Consider the following 23,744-nt stretch of genomic DNA (forward strand, 5'->3'; position numbering starts at 1 on the left):
GTCCAGCCGCAACAGGATGGTGGCGCGGTAGTCGTTGGCAGACAGTGTAGCTGGTCAGAGATCGGGGTCCAGCCGCAACCCGACCCGGTTCCGGTTCGTCCCGGTCCGCAGTGTAGCTGGTCAGAGATCGGGGTCCAGCCGCAACCGGCCATGGGGTGTCGAGGTCTCGGCCGTCAGTGTAGCTGGTCAGAGATCGGGGTCCAGCCGCAACCGGGGGTGACGTGGGCGGGCTGGTGGAGCGAGTGTAGCTGGTCAGAGATCGGGGTCCAGCCGCAACTGCAGGGCTTCGTCGAAACTGCCCTCCAAGAGTGTAGCTGGTCAGAGATCGGGGTCCAGCCGCAACCTCTTTCCTGAGAGCGGAGGCTTCGGCCTCAGTGTAGCTGTTCAGAGATCGGGGTCCAGCCGCAACCGCCGATAAAGCGTTTCATCGGCGGGGGAGAAGCCGGCCGCTCGGGCGCCGCAAAAACCAGCCACTCGAGTCGGCGGCGAAACGGCCCTCGTCCGATGCATTTTTATCCCGCTCGGTACCTGGTCGACGCCCTGTCCGCCTTGTCAGGGCGAGCATGCCGCCTGTCGTTCTGGTCTGCCGCAGTCTCGATGGGCACAAAGACCAAGTCGATTCTAACGGCACTCTCATGTAGGAATGTCGTTAAGACGGTCTAGACTGGAAAACACTCGATCAGCGCGGTGAATGAGCTGGCGGCCTCGGCCAGGTCAGATGGCGACCGCGGGTGCATGGACATCTCGATTTCGAAGTCCGCCATGTTTCGGGACAGGAACGCCTTGGCGAGCTCGCCGCGGATCGCGAAGTTCACGTTCTGCGGGAGATCGCCTGAAATCTGCGCCACCGCCAAAGCGTCCAGCTTGGCCACAACCACGCCGACAACCGCGCCCTGAGCGTCCAGCAGAGGCCCCCCGGAGTTCCCGGGTTGGACCTCGGCGCTGATCTGGATGACGTTCCGGTCTCCAAGCACCCCGGACAAACTACTGACCACCCCGCGGGTCACGTTCAGGCCACCGAGCAGCCCATGCAACGGATAGCCAAGCGCGGTCACGTCGGCGTTCAGCCTGGCGGGGCGGGGCGCGAACTTGGCGATTTGAGAGGGGCTGGAGCCGTTGCTGGTCTGCAGCAGAGCCAGATCGAGGTCCTCGTCCCAGGCGACGACCGTGGCGGGGACGTCCGCAACGGTGATCGAGCTGCAGGACTCGATGACGTGCCTGTTGGTCAGAACGTGCCCCTGACGGGTGACGAAGAACCCCGTGCCGCTGGACGCGGCGGAGGGGGGCTCATCCTGGACTGGCGGCTGCGGGGTTCGGCGGGGAGAGGCCGAAGCAGAGGCGACGGTGGGCGCGTTCGGGTCTAGAACCACGCCGGCGATCGTTCCGAAATCGTTGAACATGGCGGTCGCGATAGGTCCGTAGGTCTGGGCCGCATCGTTGTCCCACTGGAGGATGAACCCCTTGGCGGCGCCGTATTCGAGCCGGACATAGGCATAGAGCGATTGCGTGAACCCGCTTTTCGAGACCACGAACCAGTCGTCCCGCAGGGGCTTGTAGACCTCCGCCTGTCCGGGGATCTCCGCGGCGATCTCCAACGTGGTGTCGTAGAGCGACGCCAGCGATGCGGAGCCGCCCTGCATGCTGAGGAGCATCATGAACGCGTGCCCGTCGAAGGAGCTGAAGGGCACCAGGACCCCATCCTGGGCTTCGCGCCGGAGCAGGTTCTCGGCCATGCCTACGCGGATGCCGGTCTGGTAGTCATCGACCACGCGATAACCCGCTCGCTGCTGAGCAGCGACCCGGCGGGCTTCCAACTCGGCGATCTGGGGCTCGGTAAGGTATCCGGACGGGGCATCGCCGAGCTTGCTCTGGAACGCCATGATCGCTTCCCGTGTCAGGCGGCCGAAATCGCCATCGATCCGCCCCCGGTAGTCGCCCGACCAGATCAGCGCGTTCTGGACGCCCATGCGGGTACGCTCGGACCACATGGACTCACGCTTGACGGCATCGACCAGAGCCATGTCAGTCAGTGCGGAGCCACTGCTCCAGACCTCTCGGAGGTAGGTGTGTCCGTCGGTGACGAAGCTGTCCCCGGGCACCATCCCACTGGACTTGAACCGCGCGAGGGCATCTTCGGGATTGGTTATCCCTGGCGGCCCGAGCACGATGGCGAACCACCCCGAGGTGGTCGCGTAGACTCGAACATCCCGGTGGGTCGACGCGAACGCCGCGGCCCGGGCGGTGGCCGAGCGGATGTTGGGTTCGCTGGCGATCTGCACCCATCCGGCGGCCTGAGACCGTGAGGCGAACCCCAAAGGGATCACCGCGACTGCAAGCAGCAATAGGCAGGCCCGCATTGCGATCCCAAGCATGATCAGCTCCCTGTGCGATTCCTCATCATGCTGATGAACCGTGGCGGCGCGATCAAGAAAATTGAATTCATGCGGTTCGAGGCCATCGTGGGGCTCAGCCGGCTGCCTGATGCCGCCGGTGCAGCGAGTGCGGCGGACTGACGGGTGATGTGACCGCTGCTCGGCTGTGGATCCGAGGTCCATGCCGCGGGGCCATTCCGGCTAAGACGCGACCGTGCCTGGCCAGAAACCTCCGTGGTTTTCGCCCACTGTTTTCGCCCACCTGTCGTCCGCCACCATCGACGCACCGTCACGATGGAGAGCGGACCAATGCGAATTTCGGACAACAGCGCGAGCTTGGGCGGCGGAGGTCTGGCGGTCTCGCCGGCCGACGCGGCTCGATTGGCTGGCGTCGGGCGCACGAAGATCTACGAAGCGATCGGCAGCGGCGAGCTTCCGAGCATCAAGTTCGGCAAGCGCCGGCTGGTGCGCGTGGCGGCGATCGAGGCGTGGCTCGCCGCGATGGAAGCCCGGACGGGCGCGGTCTGATGGACGGCGGCGCGCCCTTTGCCGGCGGCTTCACGCTTCCGGAGTGTCTTGCCTTCCTCGCGCCGGAGCGGCGGTGGGTCGGTTGGCGCTGGGAAACGCGCAAGGGCAGGGCGACCAAGCCGCCCCGTCGGGTCGGGGACGGTCGCGATGGCGGCTACGCGAAGAACGATGATCCTTCGACCTGGGCCACCCTCGACGAGGCGCTGGCCGCGCTCGATGCCGGCGGCCTCGATGGGATCGGCCTTCAGCTGCTCGACCTGAAGGGTTTGGCGGCGATCGACCTCGACGATGTGCGTGGTGCAGAGACGGGCGCTCTGCTGCCCTGGGCCGCGCGCCTCGCCGAAACGCCTGGAGCCTATGTCGAGATCACGCCGAGCCGGGAAGGGCTGCGGGTCATCGGCCGGGTGCGGGACGACCGCCCGCCGATCCATCGCAGGCAGCCCCATCCGGAAGGCGGCTCGTTCGAGATCTACGCGAACACGGAAACCGGACGCTACATCACCGTCACCGGGGAGGCGCTGAAGGACGCCCCGACGGAATTGGCGTCCATCGACGATGCCATCGCCTCGCTAAGGGCATCACAGAGCGGCTCCGATGAGGGAGACGATGACGACGTCCAAGGCGATGCCGAGGACGGAGCGGACCATGGGCAGGCCTCCTTCCAAAACCAGGTCGAGGCCGCGCTCGCTTCCCTGTCCCCGGCGCTGAAGCGCCTGCTCGCGTATGGCCGCAGCGGCGACCGCTCCGCAGACTTCCAGGCGATCGTGAGTGCGCTTCGCAAGCGGTTTCCGCGCGACGTGGCCTTGGAGATCGTGCGCCGGCATCCGGACGGACCGGCCCGCAAGTTCCATGATCGACTGGACGCCGAGTTCCAGCGTTCCTGGGGGAAGGCGGCAGGCCGGACCTCAACGACGAACGATGGAGACGAGACGCCGGACACGGGCGGCGAGGCAACGGAAGACGGTGTCGCGCTGCTCCTGGTCGACCGAGAGGGCGAAAACCTTCGGTTCGACCATGACGCCGGGGCCTGGTTCCGTTGGCAGGGCGATCATTGGGCGAGGGACGTCACCCGCGCCACCGCGGACCATGTGCGCGCCCTGGCCCGCGAGGTCAGCGAGGGTCTCGATGCCAGGGCTCGCGTGGCGGCCCGCAAGTCGAGCTTCGCTCAGGGGGCCGAGAAGCTGGCCAGCGTCGACCGCCGGGTCGCGGTCCGCCAGGACGATTGGAACCCGGACCCGATGCGGCTGGGCGTGCCCGGCGGCGAGGTGGACCTCGCCACCGGCGAGCTGACTCGCCCGGATCGTGCGAGCCTTGTCACGCGGCAGGCTTGCGTCGCGCCCGCCGAAATCGCGAACTGCCCGGCCTGGCTGGAGTTCCTGCACGAGGCGACGGGCGGCGACGACGAATTGATCGGCTACCTGAAGCGCATCTTCGGCTACGCGCTGACCGGCGATACGCGCGAGCACGTGCTCGTCTTCATCTATGGCCCGGGCGGAAACGGGAAGTCCGTCTTCCTCAACGCGCTCCACGGCATTCTCGGCGACTACGCGGTCACCGCCCCGATGGACGCCTTCACGGCGTCGAACAACGACCGTCACGCCACAGAGCTGGCAATGATGAACGGCGCGCGCCTGGTGACCGCGTCCGAGACCGAGAGCGGTCGAGGCTGGGCCGAGGCGCGCATCAAGCAGTTGACTGGCGGGGATCCAATCTCGGCCCGGTTCATGCGGCAGGACTTCTTCACCTTCCAGCCGCAGTTCAAGCTGGTCATCGTCGGCAACCACAAGCCGGTTCTGCGGAATGTCGACGAGGCCGCCCGCCGTCGCTTCCAGATCGTCCCGTTCACGCTGAAGCCCGCGAGGCCGGACCGGACGCTGGGCGAGCGGCTGCGCAATGAATGGCCTGGCATCCTCCGTTGGGCGATCGAGGGCTGCATCGAGTGGCAGGCGCACGGGCTGCGCCCGCCTGCGGCGGTGCTTCAGGAAACGGACGCCTACTTCGGGACGCAGGACCTGATCGGCCAGTGGCTGGACGATTGCTGCCTGGTCGATGCCGGGAACGCCGCGCGCTTCGAGCCCGCCGCGGACCTGTTCGCGTCCTGGACCGAATGGTGCGTGGCCAACGGTGAAAAGCCCGGCGCGCTGAAGGTGTTCGGCGACCAGTTGGAACAGCGGGGATACCTCGCCACGCGGAGGAAGGTCGGGGGCAAGCAGGCCCGCGGGCGGATCGGCCTGACGCTGCTGAAAGAGGCGGCTCCGCACTGGGGTGATGAGCGATGACGGAACGGGTGACGGATCAGACCCCCGTGACGTGTCACCCTCACATGATGCGAAATCAATGGCTTGCACCTCGGGTGACACGTGGTGACGCATTTTTTGGGGATATCGAGCCTACGCGCGCGCGCCTCAAGAGAGATATGCGAAAACCCGTCACCACGTGTCACCCGTCACCCCCCGTTGCTGTGAGCGGCGTCGATGGCAATCGATGGACCAGCCGGTTTGCCAGGCGATTTCGAGAAAATCCGAGGGGCAGATCATGGGCGGGCTAGGGTCCGGGCGACGCTCCGGCTGGGGACGCACGCCGCTGGAGCACCGCCGCCGCATCGAGATCGGCCGCCTGCATCGCGCCGGCTGTCTGCGCGAAGCGTGGGCGGGGTCCTGGACCTGGTCGAGCGAGGGCGATGAGATCGCGCGCATCAACTTGCTCGCCGCGCCTGGCGGGCTGCGCCTGATCTACCGCGTGAGATTGGCGGGACGCGACTGGGAGGACGTCGACGAGTTCGTGCCGGTCGAGCGGACGCCCTGCCGGTTCGGCGGCGACCGTCCCTGGTTCCGCTGTCCCGGCGTCGTGAACGGCGCGCCCTGCGGTCGGCGGGTGGCGATGCTCTACGCGGTTGGCAAGTGGTTCCTGTGCCGGCATTGCGCCCGCTCGCCCTACGCCAGCCAGCGCGAGGTTGCCATGGACCGGGCTCTGCGCCGCGCGAACAAGTTGCGCCGGCGGCTCGGCGGCGAGCCGGGCCTGGGCGCGGCGATTCCGCGCCGGCCCAAAGGCATGTGGCGGCGGACCTATGATCGGACCGTCGACGAGATCCATAACCTGGAAGATGCGGCTGATCGCGCCTTCTTCCACAAGGCCGAGGCCCTCCTCGCGATCATCGATGGCAAGCGACAGCCGAAAAGGGGACGACCATGAGCGATGCAGGTTCCTTCGCCGTGACCCGGTTCAACGCGATCCGTCATGGCGTCCTGACGCGAGACGCCCTCCTGCCGTGGGAGGACCCTTCCGAGTTCGAGGCGTTGCTGCAGGCGCTGGTGGAAGAGCACCGGCCGTCCGGCCCGACCGAGGAGCACCTAACCGAGGAGATCGCGGGCGTGATCTGGCGCAAGCGCCGCTTGCGAATGGCCGAGCGGGCGGCGCACCAGAGAGGGCTGCAGGAGGGGGCGAAGACTTGGAAAGACCTGTCGGGCGCGGCGACGACCCACCGTCGGGCGAGCGTGCACAAAGAGCCGACCGGCCCTGCGCTCGAGGCGGACCCAAGCCTCGACGCCGCGGATCTAGGGGCGCTGGAGGCGTTCGCCGCGTCGGTCCACAAGGGATGCGCGGCAATGTCAGGGCCGGGCGAGGCGGCGCTGGAGGCGTTCCTGGACGACCTGCCGCCGATCCTCCAGGACCTCGCGGCGGATTTCCTTCGTGCGACGGGCGTGAACCCGGAAGAGGACGACTTGGCCGATCTGGCCGACGGCGACGAACTCGGGGCCTACTTCATCGAGCGCATCGAGGATTTCGTCGCCCGCCGCCGCCTCGCGATCGAGGCCCGCCCTTTGATCAGGATGCAGGCCATCGGAGAATCCCTCGATGCGGATCGCCTCGACAAACTGGCGAGGTACGAGGCGCATCTGGACCGCAAGCTGGAGCGGATGCTGTCCATGTTGCTGCGGTTGAAGGAACGTCGGTCTGCACGAGGCGACTTCTGATCCGTTTGGCAGAATTCGTCTGTGCCTCGCTCGGCTCCGCTGACTCGAACGATATCTCGGTCTTTGAGCAATCAGGCCAAAGGGAGCGTGGCGCGTCGACGCTGTGTGGGAATGATCGTGGGAACAGATATCGCGGTCGGTTATTAAGCCGCTGAACATAAATCTAAAAACGGGGTGTGGTGGCGGAGAGAGCGGGATTCGAACCCGCGATAGAGTTGCCCCTATACACGCTTTCCAGGCGTGCGCCTTCGACCACTCGGCCACCTCTCCGTGGGGGTGCCTCTAAACGAGGGCGGCCGGCGTTTCAAGGCGGCATCTGCGGCGCCGCGGTCGCGGGGGGCGGAGGCGGCGCGGGGGCGCCTCGGGGCGGGGTGGGCCCGAGGGGGGAGCGGGGCGGGATCAGGGCGCGGGAGACGGGGCGAAGGGCACGATCACGCCGCCGCTGCGGTCGAGGCGTGCGGGCGCAGCGGCGCCGGCGGGGGCGTCGGTCTCGATCCGGCCGAGGCAGGGGCGGCCGAGCGCCTCGGCGCCGAGGCGGCCGTCCGGGGGCGGCGAAACCGGCGCGGCGGCGTAGACCGAGGTCTCCAGCGGGCCGAGGTCCAGGGCCTCTCCCTCCCAGCGGGCGGCGACGAGCAGGGTCGCGACCGGGGCGCCGTCGGGGCCGGGCAGGGGCGCGTCGGGGGCGAACAGCCAGTAGTCGTCGCGCACCGGGCCGGCGAGGCGGCGCAGCAGGCGGCCCTCGATCGGCTCGGCCGCGCGCAGCCAGCCGCCCGAGGGGAACATCCAGTCGTCGAACTCCTTCAGGCGCGCGCGGATTGGAGGCGCCAGCCGCGCGCGCATCTCCTCGCCGCCGGGCTCAGCCCGGCGCGCCCTTCGCCGCCAGGAAGCCGCGCAGGTCCACCACCTTCTTGGCGTCCATCGAGACATAGACGAAGCCCATGTTGGTCCGCTCGGCGATCATCTCGCCCGGGAAGGGGAGGTAGGACAACTCCCGACTGCCGAAGCTCGGCGAGGCGGTGCCCACCTGCCACTCCGTCGTCAGGGTCACGTCCACCAGCTTCAGGGGCGGGCCGCCGGCCTCGTCGGCCAGCTCCAGGGGGACGCCGGCGATGCGCAGGTAGGCGGCCTTGTCGCGCGCCTCGCGGAAGCCGTCGATGAACTGGGCGGTGAGGATCTGGAGCTCGGCGGCGAGGTCGCCGGGCTCCATGTGGCTGTGCAGGTGGTCGCCGTGGGCGTGGTTGTGGCCATGGCCGTGGGCGTGGCCGTGCGCGTGACCATGCGCGTGGTCGTGGGGATGATCGTGGGGCATGGCTCAGCGGCTCCCGGCGGGGCGGCCCCAGCGGCGGCCGTGGGTGGCCTCGGACCACTCGCCCATCGGCAGGCTGACGGGCTTGTCGATGTGCGGCTTGTGGGCGCCCATCTTGCCGTTGGCGACCATCGCGCCCAGCACGTCCACGATCACGCGGGTGCCCATCAGCGCGGTGATGTCGGAGGTGTCGTAGGGGGGCGAGACCTCGACCAGCTCCATGCCGCAGATGCCTTCGGCCGCCACCTTGGAGGCGAGCGCCAGCGCCTCGCGGGGGAGGAACCCGCCCGGCTCGGGCCAGCCGGTGCCGGGGACGAAGCCGCAGTCGATGCTGTCGATGTCGAAGGACATGTAGACCATGTCGACGCCGTCCCAGGCCATCTCGAGCGCCATCTCGGCGGTCTTGTCGACGCCCATCTTTTCCATGTCCGACATGGTGATGATGTTGGTCTCGCGCTCGCGGGCGACCTTCACCGCTTCACGGGGGACCTGCCAGCCGCCGATGCCGACCTGGACGAGGTTCTTCGCCGGCACGTTCGGAAGGTTGGTCGAGTGGAACCACGGCGTGGTGTGCATCCGCTCGTCCAGGTCCTTCTCCTGGATGTCGGCGTGGCGGTCGAAATGGACGATGCCGATCTTCTTCGAGGTGCACTCGGCGATGCCGCGCACGCAGGGGAAGCCGATGGAATGGTCGCCGCCGATCATGATCGGCAGCGAGCCCGAGGAGAACACGTGGGAGACGGCGCGCGAGATCTGGTCGAACGACTTCTCGAGGTTGGCCGGGATGGTGAACACGTCGCCCGCGTCGCACAGCGTCATCTGCTCGCGCAGGTCCACGGCCAGTTCGTAGTTGTAGGGCGTGTAGAGGGCCGAGATCTTGCGCACGCCCTGGGGCCCGAAGCGCGTGCCGGGGCGGTAGGTGGTGCCGCCGTCGAAGGGGATGCCCAGCACGGTGGCGTCGTAGTGGCCGACCTCGGTCACGTCCTCGGCGTAGGGGGCCTTCAGGAAGGTGTTGATGCCGGCGTAGTGGGGCAGCTCCCCGCGGGCGAAGGTGGGGATCGAGCGGTCCTCGATGCTGTCGGCGCCGGTCAGGCCCATGCGCAGGGCCCAGGCCTTCTCCTTCTCCCACTCGGTCCCGGGGATGTCGGCCTCGGCCCGCATCGCCTTCCAGCCCTGCAGCTTGGAGAGGTCGGGGTGGTGCATCCGGCGGCGCTCGGGGAACAGCGGCGCGGAGATGCGGCGGCGGGGTTCAGACTTGGGGAACATGGTCGTCCTCTTGGTGGTCCGAGGTCGGGGTCTCTGCGAAGGGGCGGTTCTGGTAGGGGATGCCGCCGTCCCGCGCGTCGAAGTCGTAGGTGATGGTGGCGCCGTAGGCCTCGGGCTCGATCGGGTCCCAGCGGGGCTTGTCGAAGACCAGCACGCGGTCGCCCAGCTTGAAGGCCTCCTCGAGGTCGTGGCTGACCATGAACACGGTCATGTTGGTCTCGGCCCGCAGGTCCTGCAGGAAGCCGTGCATCGCGACCCGCGTGCCGGGATCGAGCGCGCCGAAGGGCTCGTCGAGCAGCAGCACGCGGGGCCGGCCGGCCAGCGCCTGGGCGATGGCGAGGCGCTGCTGCATGCCCCCCGAGAGGGAGGCGGGATACTGGTCGGCCACGTGGGCCAGCCCGATCCGCTCCAGCGCCGCGTCGGCGCGTTTTGCGGCCGCGCGGCGGCGCGCGCCGAAGAAGCGGGGGAGGAGGCGGGCGCGCCCGCCCCCCAGCTCCTCCGCCGCGATCAGGTTGCCGCGCACGGTCATGTGCGGGAACACCGAGTAGCGCTGGAAGACCACGCCGCGGTCGCGGTCGGGCTCCTGCGCCGGGGGGCGGCCGTCGATGGAGATGGCGCCGCGGGTGGGCCGCTCCTGCGCCAGCAGCAGGCGCAGGAAGGTGGACTTGCCGCAGCCCGAGGCGCCGACGATGGAGACGAATTCTCCCTCGGCGACCTCGAGGTTCACGCGCTCCAGGATCGGACGCTTGCCGTAGAACTGGAAGATGTCGGAGACGCTGACGAAGCTCATGTCGCCGGCCCCGCCCAGGGGAAGGCGCGCCGGTGGAGTTGGCGGAGCCCGAGGTCCATCAGGAAGGCGAGCAGCGTGATCCAGATGACATAGGGGATGATCACGTCCATCGCGAAATAGCGGCGCACGAGGAAGATGCGGTAGCCCAGCCCCTCGGTCGAGGCGATGGCCTCCGCCGCGATCAGGAACAGCCAGGCGGGGCCGAGCGAGAGCCGCAGCGCCCCGATCAGCCGCGGCAGCACCTGGGGCAGCGCCACCCGGGTCAGGATCGCCCAGGTCGAGGCGCCCAGCGTCTGCGCCTTCACGATCATCTCCTCGGGGATCTCGGCGGTGCGCTGGGCGATGTCGCGGATCAGCACCGGCGCGATGCCGATGGCGATCAGCGCGACCTTCGAGACCTCGCCCAGCCCGAAGGTGATGAACAGGATCGGCAGGATCGCCAGCGGCGGGATCAGCGAGATCACCGACACGAACGGCGCCAGCGTCGTGCGGATGCCGGGGATCAGCCCGATCAGCAGCCCGAAGACCAGCCCCATGGAGGCCGAGATCAGCGCCCCCTCCGCCAGCCGGATCAGCGAGGCGGAGGTGTCGAGCCACAGCAGCACGTCGCCGGATCGCTTGTCGGCCTCGGTCGCGAGGCTCAGCGCCGTGTCCAGGATCTGCGCGGGCGCCGGCAGCAGCTTGTCGGCCGGGTTCGCCGCCCGCCGCAGGTCCGAGGCGATCACGTAGCCCAGAACCGCCAGCGCGAAGGGCAGGGCGGCGAGGCCGAAGGCGAGCAGCCGCCCGGGCCGCCGGTTGATCCACCGCATCCTCAACCCTCCGCCGGCCAGGGGGCGGGGCGGGGAGCTTGCGGCTGCGGAACGCGAAGGAAGCTCATGGACGTCTCCCGCTGCGAGGGGCAGGGAAGGGGAGGCCGCGGCGGCCTCCCCGCCGTCGTCACAGCAGGCCGTCGGCCGCCATCTTCATGTATTCCACCGTGTAGCGGAACTTCACGTTGGCCTCGTCGCCGGTGATCTGGCCCGAGGGATAGCTGACCCCCACGAAGTCCGGCGAGGGCGCGCCCGTGCCGAGGATGCCCTTGTCGAACAGGAACTGGGCCACGTAGCTCATCGTCTCGGCGAGCTCGGGGCTCTCGACGAAGGCCACCGCGTCCGAGGGGGTGTAGAACATCGCGGTCGAGGCGAGCTGCGCCTCGTAGCCGGCCTGGTCGGTGCCCGAGGCCTCGCCCATCGCGGCGCGCGCGGCGGCGCCCTCGGGGCCTTCCTGGGACATCAGGGCCATGGTCTCGTACCAGGCGCCCACGACCGCCTTGCCGAAGGCGGGGTTGGCCTCCAGCACCTCGGTGTTCACCGCCAGCAGGTCGATGATCTCGCCGGGGATGTCGGAGCTGTCGGCGACGCTGGTCGCGTCTCCCATGCCGAGGATGGTCGAGACCAGCGGGTTCCAGGTCACCACCGCCTCGACGTCCGAGGTCTGCCAGGCCGCGACCATGTCCGCGTCGGAGGTGTTGATCACCGCGCCCAGGTCGCGCTCGGCCAGCCCCGCCTTCTCCAGCGCGCGGGCGAGCAGGTAGTGGGAGACCGACAGCTCCACCAGGTTCACCGGCAGGCCCTTCAGATCCTCGACCGTCTTGCCCTCGCCCTTCACCAGGATCGCGTCGTTGCCGTTGGAATAGTCGCCCACGATCAGCGCCGTGGTGTCCACGCCGCCGCCCGCGGGGATCGAGAGCGTGTCCATGTTGGTGGCCGAGACGCCGTCGAAGGCGCCGGCCGTGTACTGGTTGATGGACTCGATGTAGTCGTTGATCTGCACGATCTCGACCGAGATGCCGTACTTCTCCGCCCACTTCTCCATGATGCCGTGGTCGGCCATGTAGCCCCAGGGCATCCAGCCCACGTAGATCGACCAGGCGATCGAGAACTCGGTCTTCTCCTGCGCCGTCGCCGGGGCGGCGGCGGAGAAGGCCAGCGCGCCGGCCGCGGCGAGCGCAAGGGCTTTGGCGCCCCGGCGCGGGGCGGTCTTGCGGAATAGGGTCATCTCGGGTCCTTCCGGCGATCCCGTCCAAGGAGGCTGCGATCCGCCCGCGCGGACGGGACCTGCGCACGCGTAGCGGACCGTCGCAGTGGCCTCCCGGGCTTTTCTCCCGCCGTGTACCCCCGCCGCTGCCGCGGAGGGGCGACGCCTCTCGGACCAGCGCCGCCCCGCGTCCGTCCTCAAACGGTCGGGCGCGCGGCGGCCGGAACCCTAGGCGTCCTGCGCGTTCAGGATCATGCACGGGGCGTGCCAGCCGTGCAATCCGCCCGCCCGGACGGCGCCGCGGCGGAACGCGGGGCCGGGATCGAGGGCTCCGGCTGCGGAAATGGCGTCGATTGCGGCGCCGCGGCGCCCACGAAAGCGGCGCGACGCGCCCGGGCGCCGCGCCCAAGGGCGCCTCGGCGCGTTCAGAGCAGCTCGGCCGCCTCCAGCAAGGCGTCGAAGTCGTCGATCTCGATCCCGCCCGGGCGCAGGCCGTCGGCGGGGGACCACGGCTTGCCGTCCGCGCCCCGCAGCCGCCAGATCGAGGCCGGATCCGAGGCGATCATGCCGATCACCGACTCCGCCAGGATCGCGCTGCCGAGCTGGCCCAGGCCCCGCCCGTCGCGCTGCACCTCCGCCTCGCGCAGGATGTAGAACCACAGCGGCGTGCGCTCGTCCATGCCGTCGCGGATCGCCTCCCCGGTATGCCCCCCGCACAGCGCCTCGCGCGAGAGGGGGCGCACGAGGTCGCCGTAGACCATGTTCAGCTCCGCCGCGCAGGCCTGCGCGGGCGGCAGGTTCAGCGCGTGCCCCTTGCGCAGGGTCGACAGCGCCAGCCCCTGGAACAGGGCCGCGTGGCGGTCGTCGGGGGAGATGTTGGTGCCGATCGCCCGCGCGCCCCGCGGCCCGCCCGAGAACGGCTCGCCCGCCAGCAGCGACCAGTCCGCGACCCGGTCCGCCGGCAGCCGTCCGTCCGCCATCGCCGCCCCGGTCGAGCGCCACAGGAACGCCTGGTCGGCGCGGGGGTGGAAGCGGTTCCACTCCGTCTCCCCCGGCGTCATGGCGATGCGGAAGCGCGCGGCGGCGGCCCACCACTCCAGCGCCGCGGGCTGGCGGCGCTGGCCGGGTTCGTGCACGCCGTTGCGCATCTCGGTGTAGAAGGGCGCCCCGGCCCGGCGCACGCGCGCCAGCGCCTCGGCGTCGCACAGGCGCGGCAGCCAGCGGTTCAGCGCCAGCCACTGCACGTGGCGGCGCACCTCGGCGCGGGCGGCCTCGAACAGGCGTTCGGGCGGGGTCGCGCCGCGGTCCACCAGCTCGTCCACCACGCGGTTGTGGAACCGCGCCAGCGCCACGTGAAGCTGCGCCAGCGGCAGCGAGCCGTCGTTGCGCAGGTCCCCGATCAGCGCCCGCGCGGGATTGACCGCGCCGTCGCGCAGGAAGCTGCGGCGCACGCGGCGGGGCAGGGCCATGATCTCGGCCTCGGTGATCCCCTCGCGCGGGTCCTCCGACAGCGCCCGGCCCAGCCGCGGCAGGTCGGCGCCCCGGTCGAGCGGCAGCGGCATCCGCCCCCGCGCCGAGGGGGCGGGCGTGTCCAGCCGCAGCCGCGCCGGGGCGCCCGGCTCCCGCGACAGGCGGGCGAGCTTCTCGGCCAGCGGCCCCTCGACCGCGTCGACGCCGTAGAGGCTTTCGAGCTCCAGCGTCCCGTCGCGCAGGTTCACCAGCGAGCGCTCGATCTCGTCGCGCGCGCGCGGGCGCAGGGGCGCGGCTTCGGGAGAGCGGCCGGCGGTGGTGCGCGCGTCCGCCATCGCGGTCAGGTCGTGTTCGAGGAGCTGGCCGAAGATCGGCACGATCGCCGGCAGGCCCGAGCCCGCGCGCCAGGGCACGCACTCGTCCTCGGCCATCGCCTGGGCCAGCGAGGCGAGCCGCGTCTCGGCGTCGGGATCGTCCGGCGTCTCCTCCGCCCAGCGGAACAGGAAGCCGAAGGAGGCGCCCGGCGCGGCCCGCGCCCGGCGCAGCGTGCGGCGGGCGTCGCAGGCCGAGGCCATGCGCCCGTCGGGCCCGTCGTCGTCCCGCGCGCCGGCGCCTGCGTCTCCGCCGTCGCGAAGCGCGCCGCCGCGCCCGGACCACGGAGCGGCGCGACGGCCGCGACCCATGGAATAGATCACGTCTTCACCCTCCCGCGCCCTCCGCCGCGCCGCCGTCCGGGGGGACGTCGGCGCCGCGGATTCGCTCGCGCGGCCCTCTGAGTCGGAACTCGTGAACAATTCCTTAACGCGCCCGCGCGAATTCTTCGTGAATCGCTCAGGGCGATTCGGCGCTAAGTCTCCGCATCGCGCCGTCGAACCCTGATTCACGTGCGTTTCGCGCCCGGCGGTCGAGCCTTTCCTGGCGAGCGATCGGCGCTCGCGATGCGGACAAGTCCGCGAAACATCAGGGAAAAACCGATATGACGCACGCCGCTTCCGCGATCCGCGTGCCGGGCCAGCTCGCCCGCGCCGCGACCGTCACCTCGCTGGCCGCCTGGGCCCGCAAGTCGTCGGGCCTGGCGCCGGCGCCGGTCGCGCCGGACCACATGTTCACCATCGCGCCCCACTCGATGGAGGCCTTCGGCGGCCTGGTGAAGACCTGGGCCAAGAACCCCGAGACCGCCCCCGTCGGCAAGCACTCGGTCGAGAGCTTCGCGGCCATCCTCGACGCCCACGGCATCGACTACACGCTGCCCACCCGCGAGGGCTGCGAGCTGCGCGAGGTCAACGTCTCCCTGGCCGAAGCCGGCGTGCTGGAGCTGCGCGTGCCCGCCAAGAAGATGATCGAGGCCTCCGAGCGGATGCTGGCCGAGAGCGAGTACCCCCTCCCCTCCTACTGCGCCGACGTGTTCCCCGGCGCCGCGCCGCAGATCGACGACAACCTCGAGCTGCACCGCAAGCGCGTCGCGGACTACTGCATCCTGAACTGCGCCTGAGGGCGCGGCTCCCCCCGATCCTGCCGGGGGGCGCCGCCCGCGCCCCCTGCCAACCTCTTCCGCGCCGGGCCTTCCCAGGGCCCGGCGCTGCGCGTTCCGACCTGCCGATACGGCCGGTCGCGGGACGTCTTGAAACCCCGCGCGCCCGCCCATACTGTCCAAGACGCAGCAGCCGCGCCGCGCTCAGGCGCGGCTGCGTCGCGTTTCGGGGGCGGCCGGGCCATGACGCTGCGTCCCTCCCGAGGCCCATTCGAAAGTCCCGACCCGGAGGAGGGCGAGGCATGGACAAGGTGCCCATGACGGCCCGCGGCTTCGCCGCGCTGGACGCCGAACTGAAGACGCTCAAGAGCCAGGAGCGCCCGGCCGTGATCCGGGCGATCGCCGAGGCGCGCGAGCATGGCGACCTGTCCGAGAACGCCGAATACCACTCGGCCCGCGAACGCCAGTCGTTCATCGAGGGCCGGATCCAGGAGATCGAGGGCCTGATCTCCCGCGCGGACGTCATCGACCCCTCCAAGCTCTCGGGCGCGATCAAGTTCGGCGCCACCGTGACCCTCGTCGACGAGGACACGGAGGAGGAGAAGACCTACCAGATCGTCGGCGAGACCGAGGCGGACATCGCCAAGGGCCTGCTGAACCTGAAGTCGCCCCTCGCCCGCGCCCTGATCGGCAAGGAGGAGGGCGACTCCGTCGAGGTGATGACCCCCGGCGGCGGCAAGGCCTACGAGGTCCTCAAGGTCGCCTTCGTCTGAGCCCGCGTCCGGGGCGCCCCCTCGGGGCGTCCGCCGGACCGGGCCGCGCCCGCGCGCCCTCGCGCGCCGGGCGCCCCGCGGGAGGCGCCGTCGCCTCCCGCCGCCCCCGAAGCCGCGGAGGATCCGCGCATGGCCGCCGACGGCCGGTCCCGAGACGATCTCTCCGCAGGCGCGTCGCCCGCGCCCTCTTCCCACGCGCCCGATCTCGACGCCGCCTCCCGCGCCGCCGCCGCGGCCGATGAGGCGCTGGCCGGCGCCCGCGGCCCGGCGCGCCTGCCGCTGGGCAAGGCCCTGGGCGCCGCGGCGCTGTGGCTGGGGGCCGAGGCCGGCCTCGCTTACTTCCTCACCCGCCTGACGCCCCCCTGGGGCCCGGTCGCCCCGGCCGAGGCCGCGGCCGCCGCGCTCGCCGTCACCGCGCCCGTCGCCGTCACGCTGCTCTGGGCCGGGCTCGCCCGCCGGGGGGCGGAGGCGGAGCGGCGGCTGGAGGCGCTGGCGCGCGCCACGGCCCGCGCGGCCGCCGCCCGCGCCGCCGCGCCCCGGCCCGCCGCCTCCGAAGGGCTGACGCGCGAGGACCTGACCCACGCCGTCGCCCATGCCGCGCGCGACGCGCTGGACGGGGAGCGCTCGGCCATCGCCCGACGCATGGCCGAGCTCGCCGAGACCCAGCGACGGCTGACCGAGACGCTGGCCGCCATCGGCCCCGCGCCGTCCCCGTCGGCCCCTGCGCCGACGCCCCCCGCGCCCGCCCGGCCTGCGGCGCCTGCACCCGTCCCCGCGCCAGTCCCGCTGGCGCCCGCGCGCGCGGACGCGGAGCCCGCCCTGCCGCTCGATCCGCCCGCCCCGCCGCCGGCGCGCGCGCCCGCCGCGATCCCCGCCTCGCCGGCGCCGGCCGCGGCGGAGGATCCGCAGGGCTCCCTGCCGCTCGCCGCCGACGCCGCGGCCGGCGGGGGAGAGGGCGAGGCCGCGCGGGACTGGGCGCAGGTGGCGCTGGCGCTCGACTTCCCCAAGGACGAGCGCGACGACGCCGGCTGGGCCGCCCTGGCCGCCGGCGCCCGCGACCGGCCCATCGCCGAGCTGCTGCAGGCCGCCGAGGACGCGCTGACGATCCTCGCCCAGCACGGGGTCTACATGGAGGACCTCGCGGTCCGCCTCGCGCCCCCGGCCCTGTGGACCCGCTTCGCGCAGGGCGAGCGGGGGCCGGCGCTCGCCTCCGTCGGGGGCGTCGACAGCCCCGAGGCGGTGGACGCCGTGCGCCGGATGATGAAGGCCGACCCCGTCTTCCGCGACACCGCCATGCACCTGATGCGCCGCTTCGACGGCGTGCTGCGCCGGGCGGCGGCCGAGCCCCGCGGCGCCGGGCGGCTGCTGGAGCTCGCCGACAGCCGCACCGGGCGGGCCTTCATGCTGGTCGCCCAGGCCGTCGGAACCTTCGACTGACGCGCGAAAAGCCGCGCCGGACCCGCCCGGCGCCGCTTCCGCCCCCGCCTCCCTGCGCTACATGAAAGGCCGCCCCCGGGACCCTTCCGCCGGGGGCGACGAGCGGAGCCGGCGATGCCCCCCCAGGACGACCCCGCCCCCCTTCCGACGCCCGCGTCCCCCGATCCGCGGGCCGAGGCGCGCGACGCGGTGACCGAGGCCGAGGCCCGCGCCCTGGTGGCCGAGGCCGCGCGGAGCTATTTCGCCGAGCGTCGCGCGCGCATCGACGATTTCGTCGCCCGCACCTTCGGCCTGCGCGGCACGCTGGGCCTGCACCGCCACGCGGTGGGCTGGGACCTCGCCCGCGCGCCGGCGAACCTCGCGCTCGCCCCCGCCGCCGTGCTGGTGCGCCTCGGCGCCGCCGCCGCCCGCAAGGCCGGCGCGCGCGGGGCGGGGGACTGGCTCTCCCGCCGCCGGCTGATCCTGCGCACCCAGGTCGCGCGCGAGGTCGAGCGGCGCGTGGTCGTCGACCTGCTGGAGCTGCCCTGGACCGAGCCCGGCGCCCCCGAGCCCGGCCGCGACGCGCTGGCCGAGGCGATCCTCGCCTCCCCCCGGCTCGAGGCGCTGGCCCGCCTCCGCGGGCCCGAAGCCGCCGCGCGCCTGCGCGCCTCCGACACGCTCGCCGAATACGCCGGCGTCCGCTCGGCCGCGGCCGAGATCACGACGGGCATCGCGACCATGGGCGCGGGGGCGGCGGCCTTCCAGCAGCTGACCCCGGGCGCGATCTCGCTGGGCCCCGCGCTCGCAGGCGCGCTCGCCCAGCAGGCGGCGGTCTCGGCCTTTCCTCTGGGCGCCACCGCGGGGTCGCTGTGGTACGGGGTCTTCCCGACCGCGGCCTCCCCGGCGCTGGTGGCGGGCGCGACCGCGGGCATGGCCGCGGCGGGCGCGGTCGCCGCGGCCTTCGCCGGGGTGATCGCCGACCCGGTGCAGGTCAAGCTGGGCGTGCACCAGCGCCGCCTCGCCCGCCTCGTGGACGCGCTGGAGGAGGAGTTCCTCAAAGGCGAGGGCGCCGGCTTCGCCGCGCGCGAGCACTACGCGGCCCGCGTCCTCGACCTCGTGGACATGGGCCTGGGCGTGGTGCGCCACATCCGCGCCTGACCCGGCCGCCGCCCGGCGCGCGTCTCCAGGCGAAGGCGCCGCGCCCCGGGCGCGACCCGGGGCCTCGCGCGGCCCGCCGGCCGGCGCCTGACGTGGAGGTCGCCCGACAGGCGCCTTGCGTCCCGGGCGATCCCGCAACATCCTGCCGGGCGGCAGGTGAGGCCCCGCGCCCCCTGACTCGACAACGAAAGCCCGGAGCGCGACGACCCCCGCGCATCCGGCGCGGTTCCGGGAGGACCCCATGACCCATCTCCACCCCGCGCGGGCCCGCGCATGAGCGCCGGCGGCCGTCTCTACAAGGCTTCGGAGCTGCAGCGCCTGCTGGCTCCGAAATCCGTCGCCATCGTCGGCGCCTCCACCCGCGAGGGCAGCTTCGGCATGCTGACCCACCGCAACCTGCACCGCTTCGCGGGAGAGGTGTGGACGGTGAACCCCCGCTACGAGGAGCTCTACGGCGCGCCCTGCTATCCGTCGGTGCGCGATCTGCCCGGCGTGCCCGACTGCGTGGTCCTCGTCACCCCGCGCGACGCGGTGCGCGGCGTGCTGGAGGAATGCGCCGACATCGGCGCCGGCGGCGTGCTCGTCTTCGCCTCGGGCTTCGGCGAGATGGGCGAGAAGGGCAAGGCGCTGGAGCGGGAGAACGCGCTCCTCGCGCATCGCGCCGGCATGCCCCTGATCGGGCCCAACGCGCTGGGCTTCATCAACTATTCCAACGGCGGCGCGGTCACCTTCCACCCGCCCCTCGACTTCGAGCAGGGCTTCGACGCCGAGCCCGCCCAGCGCTGCGTGGGCGTCGTCGCCCAGTCCGGCGCGCTGGGCTTCTCGCTGACCCAGGGGATGCGGCGGGGGCAGTTCTTCTCCCACGCGCTGGCCTGCGGGAACTCGTCCGACGTCGACGTCGCCGACTGCGTGGCCTTCATGGCCGAGGATCCCGAGGCCAAGGCCATCGCCGTGATCCTCGAGGGCGCCCCCGCCCCCGACCGCTTCGAGGCCGCGATCAAGCAGGCCGCCGCCGCCGGCAAGGCGACGGTGGTGTGCAAGATGGCCCGCGGCGAGAAGGGGGCCGCCGCCGCCGCCTCCCACACCGGCTCGCTCGCCGGGGCGCACGACGCCTACCGCTCGATGGTCGAGCGCGCGGGCGGCGTCTTCGTCGAGGAGCTGGAGGCGCTGGTCGAGACCGCGCGCCTCTTCGCCAAGGCCCCGGCGCCCAAGGCCGAGGGGACCTGCATCGTGTGCACCTCCGGCGGCGCCGGCGTGTTCCTGACCGACGCCTGCGAGGATGCGGGCGTGCCGCTGCCCCCGCCCTCGGCCGAGGTCGAGAAGGTGCTCAAGGCCCGCATCCCCGAGTTCGGCTCCGCCGCCAACCCGGTGGACGTGACCGCGCAGGTCGTCTCGGACCGCCAGAGCCTGATCGACTGCCTCGAGGCGGTGCTGGACCAGGACGACTACGGCTCCCTCGTGGTGCCGCATCCGATCGCCATCGCCACCTCGATCCCCCGCATCCAGCTGATGGGGGAGCTCGCGAAGAAGGCCGGCAAGCCGGTGATCGTTCCGTGGATGAGCTCCGCCCTCGAAGGTCATGGCCTGCTGGAGGCGGAGGCGTCGGAGGCCGTGGTCGTCTTCCACAACGTGCGCCACAGCATGGAGGCGCTGTCGAGCTGGTGGAAATGGCACGCCCGCACGCCCGAACCGATCGAGAAGCCGCGCCTGACCGAACCCTCGTCGGGGCTGGGCCCGCGCATCGCCGCCGCCGCCGGCGGCGCGGTGACCGAGCGGGAGGCGAAGGCGATCCTCGCGGGCTACGGCGTCCCGGTGATCGAGGAGAAGGCCGCCGCCACGGCCGAGGAGGCCGGTCGGCTCGCGTCCTCGCTGGGCTTCCCGGTGGTGATGAAGATCGACAGCCCCGACATCGCCCACAAGACCGAGGCCGGGGGCATCGCGCTCGGCCTCGGCTCGGCGGAGGCGGTCGCGGCCGAGTTCGACGCGATGATGGCGCGCGTGAAGGCCCATGCGCCCGACGCCCGGATCGACGGCGTGCTGGTGCAGCGCATGGCGCCGAAGGGGGTCGAGATCGTGGTCGGCGCCCGCCGCGACCCGGCCTTCGGGCCGCTGGTGGTGGTGGGGCTGGGCGGCGTGCTGGTCGAGCTGATGAAGGACTCGGTCGCCGCCCCCGCCCCCGTCACCCCGCGCGAGGCTTCGGCGATGCTCGCGCGGCTGCGCGGCGCGGCGATCCTCGACGGGTTCCGCGACCTGCCGGCGGTGGACCGCGGCAAGCTCGCCGAGATCGTCGCCCGCGTCTCCGAGTTCGCGGCCGACGCGGGCCCGGCGCTGGAGGAGCTCGACGTCAACCCGCTGATCTGCCGGGGCGACGACATCGTGGCGGTGGACGCCCTGATCATTCCCGCGGCGGCCGCGGACCCGGACCGGAAGGCGAGCTGATGACCAGGACCTTCGGCTTCATCGGCCTGGGCGTGATGGGCGAGCCCATCTGCCGCAACATCCTTACGAAAAGCGGCTGGAGGGGGGTGGTCTTCGACCTCTCCCCCGACCCCGTCGCCCGGCTGGTCGGCGACGGCGCGGCCGCGGCGGGCTCGATCGCCGAGGTGGTCGCGGCCGCCGACGTGATCTTCCTGTCGCTGCCCGGCGGCCCGCAGGTCGAGGCGGTGGTCGCCGGCCCCGGCGGGGTGCTGGAGACGCTGCGCGAGGGGCAGATCCTGGTCGACACCTCCACCGCCCCCGTCGGCCTGACGCGGGAGCTGGCGGAGAAGGTCGCGGCGAAGGGCGCCCGCATGGCCGACGCGCCCGTCGCGCGCACCCGGCAGGCGGCGATCGAGGGCACGCTCTCGATCATGGTCGGCGCCGAGCCGGACCTCTTCGCCGAGATCGAGCCGCTGCTGCGCTGCGCCGCCTCCGACGTGACGCTCTGCGGCGGCATCGGCTGCGGGCAGGTGGTCAAGATCCTCAACAACATGGTGCTGTTCGAGACGGTGGTGGCGCTGAGCGAGGCGCTGGCGCTGGGCGAGGGGGCGGGCGTGGACCGCGCGCTTCTCTTCGACACGCTCTCCAAGGGCTCGGCCGACAGCTTCGCGCTGCGCAACCACGGCATGAAGGCGATGATCCCCGACACGTTCCCGCTGGGGGCCTTTCCGACGGACTATGCGCTGAAGGACGTCTCCTACGCCCTCGACCTCGCCCGCCAGACCGGCGTCGTCGCCGAGGGGGCGGAGCTGGCCGAGGCCCGGATGCAGGCCGCCAAGGCCGCGGGCTTCGGGGCGGAATACTTCCCGGTGCTGGCCCGGACCGTCCGCCGGCGCTGACCGCGGGCGGGTCGATCGCCATCCCTCGAGCCCCCGCGGGGGCCTCGTCCGGCGGATCCTGAAAAGATTCCGCCGGGCGTCAAACCTTTTCCCGTTCCCTGCGTATCTGTCGTCATGAGACCGCCACGGCGCGCGTCGGGTCTGCGCCCGACGTCCGCCTCGCGCGGCCTCGATGGCGCGCGCGACCCACCCTCTGCGCGCGCCCGGCGGGGGTCTGCGTTGTGGGACGCGGGCCCCCGTTCGCATGGCGGCGGGCTGCTGGGGAGCCCCGTCGCCGACGGCGGTCGCCTTCGTCGCGGCGGGCCCTCCGGCCCGTCCGCGTCCCGAGACGGAGGCGGCCGCCGTCTTTTCCCTCGCGCCCCTCCGTCCCGACCCGTCCAGATGCGAAACGGGCGAGTTGACAGCTGTCAACTCGCCCGCATCGGGTCGCGTCAGGGGATCGTTCGGCCTCAGTCGGCGCGGATCAGCTCGCCGGTGAACACCACGTCGCCGGTCGGCTGGCCGGTGGGGGAGCCGCCCTCGGGCTCGACCGAGACCGCCAGCACCGCGCCCGCGACCGGGCCGCCCAGCGCGTCGAGCGGCACCTCCCCGCCCTGGCCCAGCAGGCCCAGCGAGACGGGCTGCGCCCGGTCGCCGCCCACGGCCCACATCTCGTAGACCCGGCCGGCGGGCGGGGGCGTGGGGCGCAGCGGCCGCAGGCTGAGCGTGCCGGCGGCGAGGTTCACCTCGGCCACGTAGGCGGGCGCGTCGCCGCCGGGCTGGAGCACCGCCACCCAGGTCCCGGCCTCGGCCGGCGGCCCCTCGGCCACCGGGCCGGGGGCGGAGCGCGGATCGAAGGGCACGACGCCGGGCGGCACGATCAGCAGCGCCAGCATCGCAGCGGCCGCGACCGTCGCCACCGCGGCCGTGCCGCGCCAGTAGCGAAGGCGCGCGCGCAGGTCGATAATCTCGGCCTCGCGCCTGGGCGCGACGGCGGGGGCGGCGGACGGCGCCGCCGAAGCCGAAGGGGCGGCGCCGGGCAGGCGCGCCTCGATGGCGGGCCAGACCCAGGCGGGGGGGATGGCGGGGCGGGCGTCGGCGGCGATCCCGGCCAGCGGCGACAGCCGTCCCTCCCAGGCGCGCACCGCCTGGGCGAACGCCGGATCGGAGCCCATGCGCGCCCCGGCCGCGCGCCGCTCGGCGGCGTCGAGCGTGCCCAGCACGTACTCGGCCGCGTCGGCGTCCTCCCAGGGGGCGGCGGTCATGTTCTCGTCAGGCGGGTTCGCCATCGAGGCATCCTTTCAGCGCCGACAAGGCCCGGCGCAGGCGCGTCTTCACCGTGTTGACCGGCATCGCGAAACGCTCGCCCAGCTCCTCCCGGCTCAACCCGTAGAGATAGCCCAGCAGCACCATGCGCCGGTCGTCCGTCTTCAGCCCCTCCAGGCACTCGCGCAGCGCCAGGGACTCGGTCTGGTCCAGCCCCGCCGCGGCGGCGAGCCCGGGACCCTCCCCCGATCCGTCCGGGGGGTCGATCTGGTCCGAGGCGGCCGAGACGCGCTCGGCCTGGAGCCGGATCGCGTCGATGGTCCGGTTGCGCGCGATCGCGGCCATCCAGGCGATGGGCGAGGCGCGGCCGGGATCGAAGCGGCCGGCATGGGTCCAGATCTTGAGGTAGCTCTCCTGGAGCAGCTCGGCCGCGAGGTCGGGTCGCCTGCAGATACGCAGGATCACGCCGTAGAGTTTCGCCGAGGTCCGCCGATAAAGCTCGGCGAAGGCGGGCTTGTCGCCCTCGGCCGTCGCGGCGAGCAGCCCCGCGAGGTCCATGGTCTCGATGTCCGGCACGCGCATCCCCGATCGCCATCTCTCTCCGCCCGGCAAAGGTGACGGAGCGGCTGCGAAGGTCAACCC

Annotated in this window: 20 protein-coding genes, 1 tRNA gene and 1 CRISPR repeat array (1 of these 22 running past the window's edge); of the genes, 10 read left to right on the forward strand and 11 right to left on the reverse strand. The window is 72.3% G+C overall.

The features are described 5' to 3' along the window. Positions 1–409: direct repeats of the CRISPR family, unit length 36 nt; unit sequence AGTGTAGCTGGTCAGAGATCGGGGTCCAGCCGCAAC; it begins 1,339 nt to the left of the window's first position. A gap of 250 nt (positions 410–659) precedes the next feature. After that, positions 660–2,372, reverse strand: coding sequence for a serine protease (locus P2H44_RS24695; RefSeq protein ID WP_275768078.1), 1,713 nt, complete (start codon positions 2,370–2,372; stop codon positions 660–662). Positions 2,373–2,681: 309 nt separating this feature from the next. On the opposite strand from P2H44_RS24695, the gene P2H44_RS24700 reads away from it, so the two are divergent. From P2H44_RS24700 to P2H44_RS24715, 4 genes are all read left to right on the forward strand, one after another. Then, the gene (locus P2H44_RS24700; RefSeq protein ID WP_275768080.1) at positions 2,682–2,900 is read left to right on the forward strand and encodes a helix-turn-helix domain-containing protein; all 219 of its coding nucleotides are present in this window, start codon (positions 2,682–2,684) and stop codon (positions 2,898–2,900) included. Then, the gene (locus tag P2H44_RS24705; RefSeq protein ID WP_275768081.1) at positions 2,900–5,179 is read left to right on the forward strand and encodes a phage/plasmid primase, P4 family; all 2,280 of its coding nucleotides are present in this window, start codon (positions 2,900–2,902) and stop codon (positions 5,177–5,179) included. The genes P2H44_RS24700 and P2H44_RS24705 overlap by 1 nt, the downstream gene beginning before the upstream one ends. A 205-nt stretch (positions 5,180–5,384) precedes the next feature. After that, positions 5,385–6,092: a hypothetical protein gene (locus tag P2H44_RS24710; RefSeq protein WP_275768082.1), complete on the forward strand. Its 708-nt coding sequence runs from the start codon at positions 5,385–5,387 to the stop codon at positions 6,090–6,092. Further along, positions 6,089–6,874, forward strand: a complete 786-nt coding sequence (locus P2H44_RS24715) for a hypothetical protein (RefSeq protein ID WP_275768083.1) — start codon at positions 6,089–6,091, stop codon at positions 6,872–6,874. The genes P2H44_RS24710 and P2H44_RS24715 overlap by 4 nt, the downstream gene beginning before the upstream one ends. A gap of 180 nt (positions 6,875–7,054) precedes the next feature. Here P2H44_RS24715 and P2H44_RS24720 read toward each other — a convergent pair. From P2H44_RS24720 to P2H44_RS24755, 8 genes are all read right to left on the reverse strand, one after another. Further along, positions 7,055–7,144 (reverse strand) — tRNA-Ser (locus tag P2H44_RS24720). A 129-nt stretch (positions 7,145–7,273) separates the two neighbouring features. Further along, positions 7,274–7,714 (reverse strand): hypothetical protein, encoded by a 441-nt coding sequence (locus P2H44_RS24725; protein ID WP_275768084.1) that lies wholly within the window; start codon positions 7,712–7,714, stop codon positions 7,274–7,276. A 16-nt stretch (positions 7,715–7,730) separates the two neighbouring features. Then, entirely contained in the window at positions 7,731–8,183 is a 453-nt protein-coding gene (locus P2H44_RS24730; RefSeq protein WP_275768085.1) for a hypothetical protein, read from the reverse strand. A 3-nt stretch (positions 8,184–8,186) separates the two neighbouring features. Further along, positions 8,187–9,446, reverse strand: coding sequence for an agmatinase family protein (locus P2H44_RS24735; protein ID WP_275768086.1), 1,260 nt, complete (start codon positions 9,444–9,446; stop codon positions 8,187–8,189). Next, positions 9,430–10,236, reverse strand: a complete 807-nt coding sequence (locus P2H44_RS24740; RefSeq protein ID WP_275768087.1) for an ATP-binding cassette domain-containing protein — start codon at positions 10,234–10,236, stop codon at positions 9,430–9,432. The genes P2H44_RS24735 and P2H44_RS24740 overlap by 17 nt, the downstream gene beginning before the upstream one ends. Further along, positions 10,233–11,045, reverse strand: coding sequence for an ABC transporter permease (locus P2H44_RS24745; RefSeq protein ID WP_275768088.1), 813 nt, complete (start codon positions 11,043–11,045; stop codon positions 10,233–10,235). Before P2H44_RS24745 ends, P2H44_RS24740 begins: the two co-directional genes overlap by 4 nt. A 127-nt stretch (positions 11,046–11,172) precedes the next feature. Beyond that, a complete protein-coding gene (locus P2H44_RS24750; protein WP_275768089.1) occupies positions 11,173–12,273 on the reverse strand; it encodes a putative urea ABC transporter substrate-binding protein in 1,101 nt (366 codons plus the stop codon). 404 nt (positions 12,274–12,677) lie between these two features. Then, entirely contained in the window at positions 12,678–14,417 is a 1,740-nt protein-coding gene (locus P2H44_RS24755; RefSeq protein ID WP_275768091.1) for a peroxidase family protein, read from the reverse strand. 281 nt (positions 14,418–14,698) lie between these two features. Here P2H44_RS24755 and P2H44_RS24760 point away from each other — a divergent pair, with 281 nt between their 5' ends. From P2H44_RS24760 to P2H44_RS24785, 6 genes are all read left to right on the forward strand, one after another. Then, positions 14,699–15,214 (forward strand): hypothetical protein, encoded by a 516-nt coding sequence (locus tag P2H44_RS24760; protein WP_275768093.1) that lies wholly within the window; start codon positions 14,699–14,701, stop codon positions 15,212–15,214. Positions 15,215–15,495: 281 nt separating this feature from the next. After that, positions 15,496–15,966, forward strand: coding sequence for a transcription elongation factor GreA (gene greA, locus P2H44_RS24765; protein WP_275768095.1), 471 nt, complete (start codon positions 15,496–15,498; stop codon positions 15,964–15,966). 129 nt (positions 15,967–16,095) lie between these two features. Continuing rightward, positions 16,096–17,403, forward strand: coding sequence for a hypothetical protein (locus P2H44_RS24770; protein ID WP_275768097.1), 1,308 nt, complete (start codon positions 16,096–16,098; stop codon positions 17,401–17,403). Positions 17,404–17,517: 114 nt separating this feature from the next. Next, positions 17,518–18,540 (forward strand): DUF6635 family protein, encoded by a 1,023-nt coding sequence (locus P2H44_RS24775; RefSeq protein ID WP_275768099.1) that lies wholly within the window; start codon positions 17,518–17,520, stop codon positions 18,538–18,540. 273 nt (positions 18,541–18,813) lie between these two features. Beyond that, complete coding sequence (locus P2H44_RS24780; protein WP_275768101.1) at positions 18,814–20,979, forward strand: acetate--CoA ligase family protein; 2,166 nt, start codon at positions 18,814–18,816, stop codon at positions 20,977–20,979. Further along, positions 20,979–21,857, forward strand: a complete 879-nt coding sequence (locus P2H44_RS24785; protein WP_275768103.1) for an NAD(P)-dependent oxidoreductase — start codon at positions 20,979–20,981, stop codon at positions 21,855–21,857. The genes P2H44_RS24780 and P2H44_RS24785 overlap by 1 nt, the downstream gene beginning before the upstream one ends. A 449-nt stretch (positions 21,858–22,306) precedes the next feature. On the opposite strand, the gene P2H44_RS24790 is transcribed toward P2H44_RS24785, so the two are convergent. Both P2H44_RS24790 and P2H44_RS24795 read right to left on the reverse strand, forming a co-directional pair. Then, the gene (locus tag P2H44_RS24790; protein ID WP_275768105.1) at positions 22,307–23,125 is read right to left on the reverse strand and encodes an anti-sigma factor; all 819 of its coding nucleotides are present in this window, start codon (positions 23,123–23,125) and stop codon (positions 22,307–22,309) included. Beyond that, positions 23,109–23,684, reverse strand: a complete 576-nt coding sequence (locus P2H44_RS24795; RefSeq protein ID WP_275768107.1) for an RNA polymerase sigma factor — start codon at positions 23,682–23,684, stop codon at positions 23,109–23,111. Before P2H44_RS24795 ends, P2H44_RS24790 begins: the two co-directional genes overlap by 17 nt. Positions 23,685–23,744: the final 60 nt, after the last annotated feature.

This window comes from Albimonas marina (assembly GCF_029223255.1).
Taxonomy (GTDB): Bacteria; Pseudomonadota; Alphaproteobacteria; order Rhodobacterales; family Rhodobacteraceae; genus Albimonas.

What these genes read in the sequence shown, in the direction of transcription:
- P2H44_RS24695 (WP_275768078.1), bottom strand. Translation starts at nt 2,372, where the DNA reads ATGCTTGGGATCGCAATGCGGGCCTGCCTATTGCTGCTTGCAGTCGCG.
- P2H44_RS24700 (WP_275768080.1), top strand. Translation starts at nt 2,682, where the DNA reads ATGCGAATTTCGGACAACAGCGCGAGCTTGGGCGGCGGAGGTCTGGCG.
- P2H44_RS24705 (WP_275768081.1), top strand. Translation starts at nt 2,900, where the DNA reads ATGGACGGCGGCGCGCCCTTTGCCGGCGGCTTCACGCTTCCGGAGTGT.
- P2H44_RS24710 (WP_275768082.1), top strand. Translation starts at nt 5,385, where the DNA reads ATGGACCAGCCGGTTTGCCAGGCGATTTCGAGAAAATCCGAGGGGCAG.
- P2H44_RS24715 (WP_275768083.1), top strand. Translation starts at nt 6,089, where the DNA reads ATGAGCGATGCAGGTTCCTTCGCCGTGACCCGGTTCAACGCGATCCGT.
- P2H44_RS24725 (WP_275768084.1), bottom strand. Translation starts at nt 7,714, where the DNA reads ATGCGCGCGCGGCTGGCGCCTCCAATCCGCGCGCGCCTGAAGGAGTTC.
- P2H44_RS24730 (WP_275768085.1), bottom strand. Translation starts at nt 8,183, where the DNA reads ATGCCCCACGATCATCCCCACGACCACGCGCATGGTCACGCGCACGGC.
- P2H44_RS24735 (WP_275768086.1), bottom strand. Translation starts at nt 9,446, where the DNA reads ATGTTCCCCAAGTCTGAACCCCGCCGCCGCATCTCCGCGCCGCTGTTC.
- P2H44_RS24740 (WP_275768087.1), bottom strand. Translation starts at nt 10,236, where the DNA reads ATGAGCTTCGTCAGCGTCTCCGACATCTTCCAGTTCTACGGCAAGCGT.
- P2H44_RS24745 (WP_275768088.1), bottom strand. Translation starts at nt 11,045, where the DNA reads ATGCGGTGGATCAACCGGCGGCCCGGGCGGCTGCTCGCCTTCGGCCTC.
- P2H44_RS24750 (WP_275768089.1), bottom strand. Translation starts at nt 12,273, where the DNA reads ATGACCCTATTCCGCAAGACCGCCCCGCGCCGGGGCGCCAAAGCCCTT.
- P2H44_RS24760 (WP_275768093.1), top strand. Translation starts at nt 14,699, where the DNA reads ATGACGCACGCCGCTTCCGCGATCCGCGTGCCGGGCCAGCTCGCCCGC.
- greA (WP_275768095.1), top strand. Translation starts at nt 15,496, where the DNA reads ATGGACAAGGTGCCCATGACGGCCCGCGGCTTCGCCGCGCTGGACGCC.
- P2H44_RS24770 (WP_275768097.1), top strand. Translation starts at nt 16,096, where the DNA reads ATGGCCGCCGACGGCCGGTCCCGAGACGATCTCTCCGCAGGCGCGTCG.
- P2H44_RS24775 (WP_275768099.1), top strand. Translation starts at nt 17,518, where the DNA reads ATGCCCCCCCAGGACGACCCCGCCCCCCTTCCGACGCCCGCGTCCCCC.
- P2H44_RS24780 (WP_275768101.1), top strand. Translation starts at nt 18,814, where the DNA reads ATGAGCGCCGGCGGCCGTCTCTACAAGGCTTCGGAGCTGCAGCGCCTG.
- P2H44_RS24785 (WP_275768103.1), top strand. Translation starts at nt 20,979, where the DNA reads ATGACCAGGACCTTCGGCTTCATCGGCCTGGGCGTGATGGGCGAGCCC.
- P2H44_RS24790 (WP_275768105.1), bottom strand. Translation starts at nt 23,125, where the DNA reads ATGGCGAACCCGCCTGACGAGAACATGACCGCCGCCCCCTGGGAGGAC.
- P2H44_RS24795 (WP_275768107.1), bottom strand. Translation starts at nt 23,684, where the DNA reads ATGCGCGTGCCGGACATCGAGACCATGGACCTCGCGGGGCTGCTCGCC.